This window comes from Candidatus Hydrogenedentota bacterium (assembly GCA_012523015.1).
Classification (GTDB): Bacteria; Hydrogenedentota; Hydrogenedentia; order Hydrogenedentales; family CAITNO01; genus JAAYBJ01.
The window spans coordinates 1-13,348 of record JAAYJI010000078.1 but is presented as its reverse complement, the minus strand read 5'-3'; the positions used below and the strand labels follow the sequence as shown (position 1 = coordinate 13,348).

The window sequence follows — 13,348 nt, the reverse complement described above, 5'->3', positions numbered from 1 at the left end:
ACTTGAGTCCGAAAAGAGTATGGATCGTCATACACTTCTTGAAGCGATTCGAAGCGCTATCGAGACTGCTGCGCGCAAAGCGTTAAATCGCGTGGCGTATGTATCCGTTGATATTGATCCGAAGACCCTTGCCATTAATGTCTATGAAATCAGATTGGTCACCGAGACCATTCAAGATCCGACCTCGGAGATTTTGTTAGAAGATGCTCTTAAACTGAATCCGGAAGTGGTCGTAGGCAACCGTCTCAAAGTGCCGGCGACGCCAGCCGAATTTGGCCGTATTGCGGCACAAACTGCGCGTCAAGTGATTGCCCAAAAAATTAAAGAAGCCGAGCGCGAGCGTATTTTTGAAGAATTTAAACAACGGGAAGGCGATGTGGTTACCGGCGCGGTGAAGCGTATGGTGTCCAGCGGTCTGCTGGTGAGTATTGGTCAGGTTGAGGCGCTGCTTCCCATGCGCGAACAATCACCCCGTGAAAAATATAAAATCGGTGACCGAATACGGGCCATAGTTATTGAAGTGAATCGCGCGCCCCATAACACGAAAGTTATTTTATCGCGTACGTCGCCTGAATTGGTTCGTGTTCTTTTTGAAATGGAAGTTCCCGAAATTTACGACGGTACGGTCATGATCAAATCCATCGCTCGGGATGCGGGCAGCCGCACCAAAGTCGCCGTTGTATCCTTGGATCCCCATGTGGACGCGGTGGGCGCCTGTGTAGGGCTTAAAGGTACTCGTGTCCGCGCTGTGGTTGATGAATTGTATGGTGAAAAAATCGATATTATCCGTTGGAGCGAAAATCCTCAAGAACTCTGTGTTCATGCACTCAATCCGGTGGATATCGTTAAAATAGAACTAAATGAAGAAATGAAGCGCATTCACGTGCAAGTGCCCCAAGATCAATTGTCGCTTGCCATTGGTAAGCGTGGGCAAAATGCACGGTTGGCTTCACAACTTGTTGGCTGGAACATAGACATTCGCGGCAGTGACGAGGAGCACTCTGAAGAGGACGAAGACCTTTCCGACGAAGGTGACGAAGATACCGCTGTGGAAGAATCCGTTCCGGAACAAAGCGATACCGCTCAAGCTTCTGAAGAAGTGGAGCCCGTCGAAGATACCGGGGAGCATCTTTCTCAAGACGCTGAAGAGCAGCCCGCCGACTAATAGAGTTAAGCAAGAATTATCGTCCAAAATCGTCGATTGAAAAGTAACCATGGACCGATAATGTAACGTTTCAGGAGGTCTAGATTATATGCAAACCATTACCGGTTTGGCGGAAAGATTTGACAACATTACCGATTTGGAAGCGCTTGAAGCCCTTCGAAAACTCGGCCATGTTGTGGAAGGCATTGATTCGCCAATTTCTGATGACATGGTAGACTGTTTGCTTGATATCGACGAAGATCCCGCTGAGCTGGATAAGAAGGTTGAAAAATATCAACTCGCTCAGAAAAAGGAACAAGAGAAAAAAGAAAAGGAAGCGAAGAAGGAAGCGGCAAAGAAAGCGGCGGCCGCCAAGAAGGCAGCAGCGAAAAAAGCGGCGGCAAAGCCGAAAGCCAAACCAAAAGCAAAGACTGCGGCAAAAGCCAAGGCTAAAGCGACTCCAAAAGCCAAAGCGGCGGCGAAACCGAAAGCCAAAGCGAAGCCGAAGGCGGCAGCGAAAAAAGAAGCGGTTATTGTTGATGAGATTGTTGAAGAGGCCGAGATCGTAGAGGCGGAGATCATCGAAGAGGAGCCGATCTCTGAAATTGTGAAGACTCTTCCGGAAGAGCCGGCAGTGACAGAGGCAGAAGAAACGGCGGAAGAGCTTCTTGAAGAAGAAGCACCGCAAGAAGAGGAACAGGTGTCTCAACCTGTAGCAGAACCTGAAGTAGAGCCGGAAGCGGAAACGCCGTCGGAAACTGTAGATGAAGAAACGGCGGATAGCGAAGCGGCTGCCAAACCTATAGCAGAAATATTGCCGGAATCGGAAGAATCGCTTTATGCGGAATCGAGTCAAAAAGACTCTCTAGCCGATGCCGATACGGAAGCAGGGGCGGTTGAATCAACGGGTGTATTGGCACAAGCCGAACGTCGCCACGAAGCGGAAGTATTGCAACGTGCGGAACGCGAACAAAAACAGAAAGCACAAAAGGAATTGCGAGGCGCACAATTATCTGATGTTCGGGCAGACCCGGAGATCGTAGCGGCCGTTATTCGGCGCGATGAAGAACGCAAACGTAAGCTTGAAGAAGAGAAGAAGCGTGCGCAGCGGCGTGGACCCAAAGCGAAAGAAAGCGGACCGTTGACTACCCCCTTGATTGCCACCGACCCGGTGCTTGAAGGTGAAGTGGCTAAAGGAAAACCGGTTCGACGTGCGGGCGATACGGATGCTAAGGGCAGTAAAAAATCTATAAAACGGGCGGAACGTTCTCGTATCCGTGAAGAAAATATGCGCCGTGAGGCGGCGGCAGCAGTGAAGGAATTTCAAGCGGGTTCCGTTTTCGGAACGAAAAAGCGTCGCAGAAAAAGACGTGAGGATCAGGAGATAGATACGACAGATAAAGTGTTCAGCGGTACCATTGACGTAGATGAGATGGTGACTGTTGAGAGCTTGGCTACGCTCATGGATGTGTCGGTAAGCGAGGTAATCTTAGCGCTTATGGATGAAGATATCATGGCGACCAAGAACCAGCAACTGGATATGGATTCTGTCCGGCGCGTTGCTGAAAAATTCAATAGTACGGTGAATGTAGTCATTCCTGAAGAGGAGGATCTCTGCGCTGAAGAACTCGATCCTCCGGAATCCATGGTGCTGAGACCGCCCGTGGTGACGGTCATGGGACACGTGGATCATGGGAAGACCTCTTTGCTCGATGCGATTCGTACGACGAGGGTCGTCGAAGGCGAAGCAGGCGGTATCACGCAGCATATTGCTGCTTATGATATCGACGTGAACGGCGGCCGTATCACCTTCTTGGATACGCCGGGTCATGAAGCCTTTGCGCAAATGCGTGCACGGGGCGCCCATGTTACCGATATCGTGATCTTGGTGGTTGCTGCCAATGACGGTGTTAAACCGCAAACCATTGAAGCGATCAATCACGCCCGTGCTTCCGAAGTACCCATTGTGGTTGCTATCAATAAATGTGATCTTGCCAATGCGCAGCCCGATCGGGTGCGACAGGAATTAACCCAATATGGCTTGCTTGATGAAGCTTGGGGCGGCAAGACCATTATGAAAAATATCAGCGCCAAAATGAATGATGGCGTTGAAGAACTTATGGAAATGCTCATATTACAGGCTGAGCTGCTCGAATTGAAGGCGAACCCGGATAAGAGAGCGCGGGGTACTGTGATTGAAGCGGAACTGACTACCGGACTGGGGCCTGTTGCTTGGGTACTCATTCAGAGCGGTACCTTACGGGTCGGCGATGCGTTTTTGGCAGGTCAAAGCTTTGGCCATGTCCGTTCCATCACCGATTGCCGCGGCAAATCCCTGCAAGAAGCGGGTCCCGCCATGCCTGTAATCGTGACCGGATTTAATCAACCTGCCGAAGCGGGAGACGTTTTCATTGTTGCCCAAGAAGAGCGTATTGCCCGAGGCATTGCCGAGAAACGCGAGGCGCGCGCCCGGATTAAGCGCGGACCTGTGATCCGTCACATGTCTTTAGAAGATTTTCACGCGCGTTTCTCAGGTCAAGAACAAAAGACCTTGCCTATCATTATTAAAGCCGACGTGCAGGGCTCTGTCGATGTGCTCCAATCCAGTTTTTCAAAATTGGGTAATGAAGAAGTGAGCGTTTGTGTTGTTCATGCAGGCGTCGGCGGTGTCAGTGAATCGGATGTGTTGTTGGCGGAAACCAGTGATGCGGTCATCATCGGATTCCATGTCACAGCGAATGCCAAAGTCAAAAAAATGGCGGAACAATCCGGTGTCGAAATACGGAGCTATCGCGTTATTTATGAGGCGTTGGACGATGTTCGCAGCGCACTGGAAGGCATGTTAACGCCTGAATCCCGTGAAGTGGTAACGGGCCATGCGGAAGTCCGGGAAGTATTCAAATCTTCTGCCCTCGGCAATATTGCAGGCTGCTACCAGACCGATGGAGAGACTACGCGCGGTTCCCAAGCGCGATTGGTACGTGATGGGGTGATTGTCTATGAAGGACATATCAATTCGCTTCGCCGCATGAAAGACGATGTACGTTCCGTAAGTGCCGGCTTTGAATGCGGTATCAAATTGGAGCGTTTTGATGATATTCGCGAAGGTGATGTTATTGAATCGTTCAAGATTGAATCTATCGCCAAGACACTGGAACAGGGAAGCGCGTGACCATAGGGTTGTTGCAGATGGAACTGCTCTTGCCTGAGGCGCGTTCGCTTAAAGACAAGCGGCGTCTCATCAAAAGTCTTAAAGATCGGCTGCACAACAAGTTTAACTGTTCTGTGGCAGAAACAGGCGGTCAGGATTTATGGCAACGCAGCAGTTTGGCTGTCTGTATCGTGGGTGGAGATTCCCGGCATGTGAATAGTCAACTCAATACTGTTGTTACTTATGTGGAGATGAGTGCTGCAGTGGTTTTAGTTGATTATAGGATGGAATTGTTATGAAAGCAAAAGGCAGAACCCTTCGTGTTGGAACCCTCATTAAAGAGGAAATCGCAAAGCTGATCACGAAAGGCTTAAAAGATCCGCGTATTGGATTTGTGTCGATTATGGACGTGCGCATGTCAGCCGACCTGCGCTATGCGAATGTTTACGTGAGTCTCTTCGGTTCCGAGTCTGAGCGTAAAAGCTCTTTAGTGGGATTACAGAACTCAGCGGGCTGGATTCGTCATGAGGTAGGCAAGTTTTTGCACATGCGCGTTTTGCCTGAGATCCGCTTCTTTTCTGATGATACCTTGGATAAGGTGTATCACCTTGAAGATGTCTTTGAAGAGATTCATGCCGAACAACGACAACAGCCCATGCTCAAGCTTTCTTTGGAAGAAGCTGTTGCTGCGCTGCGCACCGGTACCCGATTCTATATTGTTTCTCATGTAAATCCTGATGGGGACGCTATCGGCAGTATGCTGGCACTCCGTTTGCTCTTGCAGCATTTTGGGGTCACTGAAATTGTCTGTGCCCTTGATGGAAAAGTGCCGGATTCCTTTAGCGAGCTGCCCGGTGTGAAAAGCATCGTGAATGCCGATGTTGCGCCCGAGGAATACGATGTCGCCATTTTGGTGGATTGCGGACAGTTATCGCGTATTGGCGCCTTAGCGGATCACATCCCCGCCGGGAAGCAAATCTTGATTTTCGATCATCATAGAGAAGACGGTGAGCCGGGTACTTCCGGTATCATTGACATTGAATACGCTGCGGCGGGAGAATTGATCGCCGCCTTATATGAAGAGGCGGAGGTGCCTTGGACGCCTGAGTCCGCCGCCTGCATCTATACGGCTGTGGCAACGGATACTGGATGTTTTCGTTTTTCCAATACGACCTCCCAAACCCATCGTCTCGCAGCGGAGCTCATAGAAAGTGGCATTGATGTTGGACGATTAAACCAACAACTCTTCAGTAATATGAGCGGCCAACATTTTGAAGTGATGCGCCACGTTCTTTCCCGTGTGGAATTGCACTTCAACGGCTCGGTAGCCCTTTCTTGGATTGATAACGCCGACTTGGAGCAGCTTGGTGCACGCCGGGAAGATACGGAAAATCTGATCAATATTTGGCAAAGCATCAACAAGGTTCAAGTTGCCATTTTCTTTAAGAGTTTTTATCCGGGAAAAATTAGCGTTAGTTTTCGTTCGAATAATTCTTTTGATAGTGCCGCTTTCTTACGTTCCTTTGGAGGCGGCGGTCATGCCTGTGCTGCGGGAGCAACCTTGGAGATGTCCATGGAGGAGGCGCGCGACGAAATCTTGTCGGCTCTTGCTCACCATGAACAATTTCAACAATAACGAAGCTTATTTCCCGACCATAGACCAGCCCTATAGAAATGCCGGAGTGCCACAGCTATGCAATTGAATGCCCTTCTTCTTGTCGATAAACCTTCCAAAATAACATCCCACGATGTGGTGGATGTGCTTCGTAAGGTGACAGGTATACGCAAAATAGGGCATGCCGGCACTTTGGATCCCTTAGCAACAGGATTGTTGGTCATGTGTATCGGGCAAGCCACGCGCCTATCGCAATACTTGACAGCTCTAGACAAGGAATATGAAGGCGCCATGCGGTTGGGCTTGACTTCGGCATCACACGATCTGGAAGGAGAGATCACGGCGACTGTGCCCGTAGATCCCAATCTTAGCTTGGATGATATTCAAGAGGCTTGCAAGCATTTTACAGGAAATATACAGCAAGTGCCGCCTATGGTCAGTGCTGTTAAAATTGGGGGAAAACGGCTTTATAAACTTGCGCGGGCGGGAAAAGAAATCGATCGCCCGCCGCGGTCGGTGACTGTCGAGGAATTTCGTATTACCCAATGGAATGCGCCGGATGCGGAACTTGTTGTGCGCTGTTCCAGCGGCGTCTATGTGCGCACCTTATGTCATGATGTGGGGCAACAGCTTGGCTGCGGTTCGTTGCTGGCGAAGCTGCGGCGTACTCGGGTAGGAAAATTCAGACTGGAGGATGCCGCCACGCTGGATGCCTTGGATTCCAAGGAGGCGGTGCTGCAGCGTGCCATTCCTATGGGAGAGGTATTGGATTTTCCGTCAGTTGTTGTGAATGAGATGCAGAAGCAAATGCTCGCGGAAGGCAATGCCATTTCCGGGCTGAACTTGCCGGAAAGCGGCGGCGCATCCTCCGATCTCATCCAGCTAAAAGATGCTGAGGGTAAACTGATTGCCTTGGCGGTGCCGATCCCTTCAGCCGCCGGATTTCGTTTGCAGCCTAAATGCGTTTTTACATCCTGATCTCGTTTCGGGAGGACTTTCAGTGGAAATTATTGAAGATGTCAGAAGAACAGAACGATCTTTTGAAGACGTGGTGTTGACTATTGGATGTTTTGACGGTGTCCACCGCGGACATCAGAAAATTATCCAAACACTTATGGAACATGCAGATGACAGGAAGGGCACTGCTGCTGTCATGGTCATGGAACCCAATCCGCGCCACTACTTTTCCTCCGGGCAGGCGTCGTATATCTTGACTGATCTCCCGCAAAAGGCGCGGCTTTTAGAAGCCTTAGGCGTGGCCGTTCTTTACATCCTTCCTTTCGACGAAGAAACAGTGACCATGTCTCCTCAAGACTTCATAGAAAAGATTCTAGTCGAGCGGTGTCAAGCAAAAGCTATTGTAATCGGACATGATTTTACCTTTGGTTATCAGGCACAGGGGAATTACAACGATCTGAAACAGGCCGCGCAGGAGCATGGTTTTCAACTGGCTCAAGTGCCCCCGCTCATTATTAATGGGGAACGGGTGAGCAGCACCTTAATTCGGGAACGCGTCGCGCTGGGAGAAGTGGAAGCCATTGACGTTTATCTTGGGCGCAGCTACAGTCTCCATGGGACCGTGATTTCAGGTCAAGGCATCGGCAGCACCTTGGGTTTCCCGACTGCGAATATAGATATTGGTGCCGCCTGTATCCCTGCCCATGGGGTGTATGCCTCGGAAGCCTATGTGAAGGGTACTCATCGTAAAGCAGCCGTCAATATCGGTATTGCTCCTACGATACGGGGCAGCAGACCTTTGGTAGAGGCGCATCTGCTGGACTTTGAAGAGAATTTGGTGGGCGCAGATCTTGAAATTATTTTTCACAAACGGCTGCGGCCCGAAAAGAAATTTCCTTCCCGGGAAGCCTTAGTGGAAGCGATTGGCAAAGATGTCGCTATGGTCCGTGCCATGGAATGGTGAGGATTGGTCGCGTCACTGCGTGGGAAGCCAGGTCCTTTCTCTATCCCTATGTTGGTCTATTTATTTAGCGAGCGTCTTTGTTGGAGGAGCCATTCATAGAGGGCAGCGTTGTTATAGGTCTCCGTCCAAGCGTCATGACCTGCTTCCGGGTATATGGTGAATTCCACGTTACCTTCCGCTTTCTTCAGGGCATCTACCATCATTTGCGATGACTGAATAGGAATCACATCATCTTTTGCGCCATGAAATACCCAGACCGGAAGGTGTCGGATCTTATGGGCACGATAGGGTTCTCCGCTTCCGCAGATGGGAACAATGGCGGCAAAACGATCGGGATATTCGCAAGCGAGGCGCCAGGTACCGAAGCCGCCCATGCTGAGCCCTGTGGCGTAAATGCGATTTTCATCAATACGATATGTTTTGATGAGATGGCTTAGGAGTGCGTCCAAGGCGTCAATTTGCGGGCCATCACTCCACCATGCATCTTTCGGGCATTGGGGGGACACAACAATAAAAGGGAAATCTTTTTTCCCATCTGCGATAAGCCGAGGCGGTCCGTGTACTTCTACCTTGCTCAGATCGTCGCCTCGTTCTCCCGCGCCATGGAGGAAAAGCAGGAGCGGCCATTGTTGCTGTGTTTGGTCATAATTTTCGGGGAGAAAAAGCAAATAATTTGTTTCCACCGTAGATTTAATTTCCTTTGTAAAGTGTTCCGATGTCTGAAGGGAGTCGGTCGTTTTGGTGGAAAGGGCGCCGCAGCCCGCGGCGCAGAGAAGCGCTACAATAAAAACCGGTGTCATGGCATATTTCATAGTGATTCCTCTATTTCTGTTGAAGGTATGACGTCAACGTAATCCTGTTTTCAGTTTAAAGTATTTCCCGGTGTTATAAAGTAAGTGCGGCCCTTTATTCAAAATTGTCCCGATGTAAACTAATTTCTGAAATAGCAGGGCAGGCAGACGCGTCTTCGATGCGCAGCCGTATTGCCGTGGTGGTAATGGCTGATCCTCGCCATAAGCGACGGTTACCGATACCAACGCCTTGTGCGAATTCCCTCCACGCTCCGCCATCTTGATACTCCAAGACCCAATGATCCACGCGCAAGCCAAGGGGCAAATATTCGCGGAGACTGACTACATTAAAGGTGATGGCGTCTCGCCAGCTAAGATGAAGGGTTGCCGTTGTTACGTCATCATCGGTAGACCAATAGCGATTTCGATCAGGGTCACCCACAGCTGCGGCTTCGAAGCGCGCATCATTACCCCGTACATTGGATGCGGAGATGTCCGCGCCGTCAATCAGATTTGAGGCATAAAGGGCGCGATACCATTTGCCGAAAGCGTGTAATACATCCGTATCCTTTTCATGAATGCGGCCTCGTCGGTCAGGCGGTAGGTTTAATAGCAGGGAAGCGCCGCGCCCGACGGATTGAAAATAGATTTGTTGTCGGTTGTCGAGACTGCGCACTTTTCGGTCTTCCCAACGGTGATAAAACCATCCCGGTCGAATAGAAACATCCACTTCCGCAGGCATCCAATAGTCTCCATTACGGGTTCCTTCTTCGCCTGCTTTAGAATTCGTTTGTCCCGGACTGGGCGGCAAGCCCTTGTATCCTTCCGGCGTATAGGTCGCCCAACAGGGATCTCCCGCATAGCCGGACTCATTGCCTACCCATCGGATATCGGGGCCTACGTCAGAGAAGAGCTGCGCCGTGGGTTGGGGTTCTCGTACGATTTGCCAGGTTTCCGGCCAATTATAATAGCTGCTTCGGTCGATGGTTCGTTTTTCTTTTGCGCCGCCGTACCAACCGTCGCCGCCGTTAGCGCCGTCAAACCAGACCTCAAAAATAGGACCGTATTCGGTTAACAATTCGCGCAACTGATTTCTGTAATAGGTCACGTAGGCATCACGTCCATAATCGGCGTGGTTGCGATCCCACGGGGAAAGGTAGACGCCAAAGCGGAGCCCTTTTTTGCGGCATGCCTCTGAAAATTCTCGAACCATATCGCCCTTCCCCTCGCGCCACGGACTGGCTGCAACGGAATGGTCGGTATATTTCGAGGGCCAAAGGCAGAATCCGTCATGATGTTTACAGGTGAGGATGAGCCCGGTCATCCCTGCGTCTTGAGCGACACCAACAATTTGATCGGCGTCAAAGTCGGAGGGATTAAAGAGCGAGGGCGATTCATCGCCATAGCCCCATTCCTTGTTTGTAAAGGTGTTGATCGTAAAATGGATGAATCCGTAAAATTCCAGTTCATGCCATTGCAGCTGACTTTCATTGGGTACTACACCATAAGGCTGCGGCGCTTCCACAACGCCGGTCATTGCAGTACTCATCACGACGAGAAGAAGTTGGAATAGGGGCATGTTGTTTTTCCTGTCAGATAATCAATCCCAGTGCTTTCGCCAGTTCCGAATGAGCATTGACACGGGGTATCACAATTTCATGGGTGGCAGTAAGGCGCTGCCTTGCGATGAAGAGCGCGGATCCCGGATGGTGTGTTGCCATTATTTTCACATAGTGCCACCACTCTTGATCTGGCGTGTCGGTTTCGGCGAGCCGTTGCGGAATCGCTTTCAATTCTGCAAGGGTCTCCGTATCAAAGGGATCGTCGCGGAGCATATCAATTACTTCCATAGAATAGGCATTGATCTTTTCAAAGGCGCTGCGCTGTTTGTCACTTTGTTCCAAGCAGTTTCGGTATAGGGCGGCGAAGCTGTCCCAATCAGGGTCGAGTCCGCGTATCAAGGCTGCCGTAAAAGCGACCCGTTCCTCTAAGCTCAGCGCATCTAAGCGACCGGTAAATTCCGCATAAGGAAAGAGGTAGTTATAGGCAACTTTGCAGAGGGTACTGTCTTCCTGCAAGGCGAGAATTTGTTTCGAGTCAATGGGATAGACACTGTGCAAGGCGGGGGCGCGTTCGTGATAATCCGGTACTGCGGGCAAGGGTTCGGGAAAAGCACTGTAATCATATTGTAAGCCCAAGGCGATAAGATAGCCTTGTACGGCGCCAGCGCTGTTCCCTTTTTTAAGGCAGTCATCGCCTTGATCCATGAAGAGTTCCTGAATACGTCGTCGTACACGGAGCAATTCATAGGCCTGGGCAGCAGCAGTATATTTTCCTAAGCGCAGGGCGTTATCCCCCAGCATTAGGACCAATTGCCAGGGCAGCTGCGGCGGCCCTTTTCGTTTTAATTGTTCATGTACAAAGGAAATGATTTCGTTCTCTTGTACAAGAGCCAAGGCGCGTTGATAGATTTCGCTGTCTTTATTCTCCGGAAACAAATAGTCATATTTTGAGGTGGAGGCATCTTCAGGGGAATCCTCACGAAAGGGGGATGCCGGCATGAATAGAAGTCGGAAATTTACAATATCACCTTCAGCCACTGCATAAGCAAGGCATTCTTCTATTTGTGCATCATATTCTGCAGAATCTACTGCTTGTGTTTCACTCATCGTCCGTGATTCCTTCCAACAGAGTCGCCACAAAATCGGCGCGTTGTTCCCAGTCTATAGTTGGTGTGGATACTTCGAAATAGGGCAGCCGTTCATGAATTTCGTGGTAACGCTGCTGGCGATACTGCCGGAAAACCCGACCTGCGAGGCGCTCATAAACGGAATTCCAGCCACTGTGCTCCATACAATCGGGATCGCGTCCTGCTTCCAGCAAATATTCTTCCATGTATTTGGCTAAAAAATTACGCAGCGATTGGTCATAGCTTCGGCGTGCGCGGTCTTGTTCTTCCATGCTTCCCGTTGCCGCCACACTCCGCCAAGTTTCTTCCAGCGCAATAAGTTCTTCCCGTTGTTGTAGATATTCTTCGCCTCGCTGCCGGTCGCGCAAAATGTAGAACGCCACATTTAATTGTGCGATTAACAACAGATAATGATCTCGCAAATCATCGGCCTGTTCGTTTTCGCTAATTTCAATGCGCAATTGTTTGATGCTTTTTTTGTAATTGCGTATTACATCTGCCGGTTTGTATCGTTCCGGCAAGGCTAGTACTTCCCGATAGTCGGTATATCCCAAGTCAGTGCTCATAACAACATCCTTTTTCAGGCTTTTTGAAGAGGGCTGCCGCGGGCTTTTAAAAAATATTCGCACCGATGGTGGCATCGACCGCCTTTTTATGCGCTAAGGCGGGGTATCTTTTCAATGAGCAGGCACTCTTCTTCATGTAATGGAACAAAAGAGATTGTAGGGGTTTAGGTAGGGAGGAAGCAAAAAAAATTGGCGCGGACCGTATGGCGGGGGAGGGAAGGAGGCACGGTCCGCGCTCTTGCGAGGAATGGGTCTGTTGAATAGTGTTGTGTGTGTCACTTTCGTTTATAGAAACGTATGGGAATTTCAAAAGGTTGACTAAGTGTAACAAGAAAATATTAATATTTTGTTAGGGATATTGATAGTTTACTTGTTGAGACCACAAAGATTCAAATTTACGTTATAAAGTAGTGCTTTGCCATTGATTCAGGTTAAAACCAAGATCAGGGTCGATGTTATCGCCCTACTGGTACAAACAACTTTCAGAAAGGTATATTCCTTAAGGAGGGAAAAAGTTCCCATTTTACAAAAATATTTTAGTTTATGCGAAAGAGAGCCTTTTCCGTAGTTACAGTTGATTGTGATCTTGATCACATTTAAGGCAATGCTAATGCATATTTGGGAAAAGAAAAACAGTGACTAAGGACATGGCATTTTTTTAGAAAAGAACATAACCTACTTGAAAGCATTTAGATAGATAAACGTTTTCGGGTATTGTGTCGTGATAACAAGTCTTATCGCAGCGCCCGTGGGATTTTTGATACCCGTTTTTGTGAGCGAATATTTTTACTCTTCGAATTATGCAGTTTTATAAGAATCTTGTTTTATTTTTACTTAGGCATGGCTGCGATGCAGTGATTTAAAAAAAAGCCTCTTATCGTAACCATTACAGACATTTTTTTGTCAAGGGATGGTTGAGCAGCGCTGGTAGAATCTTAGTCTCAGATTTTAAGGAATTGCTTTTTTTTTGACATGAAGATTTATTAATAAGATGTTTGTAGTTTTCTTAGTACCTATTCAGTACGATTGCCTTGTGAAAGAAAAGTTTGACGCTCTATAATCCGCAGGTTCAAACTCGAATTGCAACCCCTTCCTGAAAAAAGACTTCAGCCGGAGTTCTGTAATTAAGTGTTTTCCTTGGTCTATTATTTAAATCTTGAACAGCCCTTTGTAACTGCTCTTCAAAAATTGTATCAAAACGAGTCTTTTTAGGAAAGTATTGTCTTAAAAGCCCTCTTTTTTGCGTTTCTTTCGTCTTTGACGCCAATGGGTGACAAAAAGATTGGTAAAGCGCTTGTCGGTATAAGCTGCTAGAAAAAAGGTTTCATGAGACACTTGCATTGTGGGGTCGCCTGCATATTCCAGACGAAGGCGGCCGCTAATTTGTTCGGGAGACCAATACTCATAACTTTTGCTTATGACATAGCGCAAAAGAGGAGGATGATCAAGTTTCTTCTTACGTTCTATCTCT

Annotated in this window: 11 protein-coding genes; 6 read left to right on the top strand and 5 right to left on the bottom strand. The window is 48.9% G+C overall.

All coding sequences use genetic code 11. The annotated features are described in order from the left end of the window. Positions 1-19: 19 nt before the first annotated feature. The 6 genes from nusA (at position 20) to GX117_03265 (ending at position 7,831) form a co-directional block, all read left to right on the top strand. Positions 20-1,165, top strand: a complete 1,146-nt coding sequence (gene nusA / locus GX117_03290; GenBank protein NLO32369.1) for a transcription termination/antitermination protein NusA — start codon at positions 20-22, stop codon at positions 1,163-1,165. An 88-nt stretch (positions 1,166-1,253) separates the two neighbouring features. Next, positions 1,254-4,316 carry a translation initiation factor IF-2 gene (infB, locus tag GX117_03285; protein ID NLO32368.1) on the top strand — a complete coding sequence of 1,021 codons (3,063 nt, stop codon included), beginning with the start codon at positions 1,254-1,256 and terminating at the stop codon, positions 4,314-4,316. Beyond that, the gene (locus GX117_03280) at positions 4,313-4,594 is read left to right on the top strand and encodes a DUF503 domain-containing protein (protein NLO32367.1); all 282 of its coding nucleotides are present in this window, start codon (positions 4,313-4,315) and stop codon (positions 4,592-4,594) included. Before infB ends, GX117_03280 begins: the two co-directional genes overlap by 4 nt. Then, positions 4,591-5,931 (top strand): 30S ribosome-binding factor RbfA, encoded by a 1,341-nt coding sequence (rbfA, locus tag GX117_03275; protein NLO32366.1) that lies wholly within the window; start codon positions 4,591-4,593, stop codon positions 5,929-5,931. Before GX117_03280 ends, rbfA begins: the two co-directional genes overlap by 4 nt. 57 nt (positions 5,932-5,988) lie before the next feature. After that, positions 5,989-6,888, top strand: coding sequence for a tRNA pseudouridine(55) synthase TruB (gene truB, locus GX117_03270; GenBank protein NLO32365.1), 900 nt, complete (start codon positions 5,989-5,991; stop codon positions 6,886-6,888). A gap of 22 nt (positions 6,889-6,910) precedes the next feature. Further along, positions 6,911-7,831 (top strand): bifunctional riboflavin kinase/FAD synthetase, encoded by a 921-nt coding sequence (locus tag GX117_03265; GenBank protein ID NLO32364.1) that lies wholly within the window; start codon positions 6,911-6,913, stop codon positions 7,829-7,831. Between the two features lie 56 nt (positions 7,832-7,887). On the opposite strand, the gene GX117_03260 is transcribed toward GX117_03265, so the two are convergent. From GX117_03260 to GX117_03240, 5 genes are all read right to left on the bottom strand, one after another. Continuing rightward, positions 7,888-8,631: a prolyl oligopeptidase family serine peptidase gene (locus GX117_03260; protein ID NLO32363.1), complete on the bottom strand. Its 744-nt coding sequence runs from the start codon at positions 8,629-8,631 to the stop codon at positions 7,888-7,890. Positions 8,632-8,737: 106 nt separating this feature from the next. Further along, on the bottom strand, positions 8,738-10,201 hold the full coding sequence (locus GX117_03255) for an alpha-L-fucosidase (GenBank protein ID NLO32362.1): 1,464 nt from the start codon (positions 10,199-10,201) through the stop codon (positions 8,738-8,740). A gap of 13 nt (positions 10,202-10,214) precedes the next feature. Further along, the gene (locus GX117_03250) at positions 10,215-11,291 is read right to left on the bottom strand and encodes a hypothetical protein (protein NLO32361.1); all 1,077 of its coding nucleotides are present in this window, start codon (positions 11,289-11,291) and stop codon (positions 10,215-10,217) included. Next, positions 11,284-11,877 (bottom strand): hypothetical protein, encoded by a 594-nt coding sequence (locus tag GX117_03245; GenBank protein NLO32360.1) that lies wholly within the window; start codon positions 11,875-11,877, stop codon positions 11,284-11,286. The genes GX117_03250 and GX117_03245 overlap by 8 nt, the downstream gene beginning before the upstream one ends. A 1,224-nt stretch (positions 11,878-13,101) precedes the next feature. Next, positions 13,102-13,348, bottom strand: a 247-nt coding sequence (locus tag GX117_03240) for an IS30 family transposase (GenBank protein NLO32359.1), incomplete at its 5' end; no start/stop codon positions are given.

Excerpts from the sequence above, each read along its gene's own strand:
- rbfA (NLO32366.1), top strand. The coding sequence starts at position 4,591 with ATGAAAGCAAAAGGCAGAACCCTTCGTGTTGGAACCCTCATTAAAGAG.
- GX117_03250 (NLO32361.1), bottom strand. The coding sequence starts at position 11,291 with ATGAGTGAAACACAAGCAGTAGATTCTGCAGAATATGATGCACAAATA.
- GX117_03260 (NLO32363.1), bottom strand. The coding sequence starts at position 8,631 with ATGACACCGGTTTTTATTGTAGCGCTTCTCTGCGCCGCGGGCTGCGGC.
- infB (NLO32368.1), top strand. The coding sequence starts at position 1,254 with ATGCAAACCATTACCGGTTTGGCGGAAAGATTTGACAACATTACCGAT.
- nusA (NLO32369.1), top strand. The coding sequence starts at position 20 with ATGGATCGTCATACACTTCTTGAAGCGATTCGAAGCGCTATCGAGACT.
- GX117_03255 (NLO32362.1), bottom strand. The coding sequence starts at position 10,201 with ATGCCCCTATTCCAACTTCTTCTCGTCGTGATGAGTACTGCAATGACC.
- GX117_03245 (NLO32360.1), bottom strand. The coding sequence starts at position 11,877 with ATGAGCACTGACTTGGGATATACCGACTATCGGGAAGTACTAGCCTTG.
- truB (NLO32365.1), top strand. The coding sequence starts at position 5,989 with ATGCAATTGAATGCCCTTCTTCTTGTCGATAAACCTTCCAAAATAACA.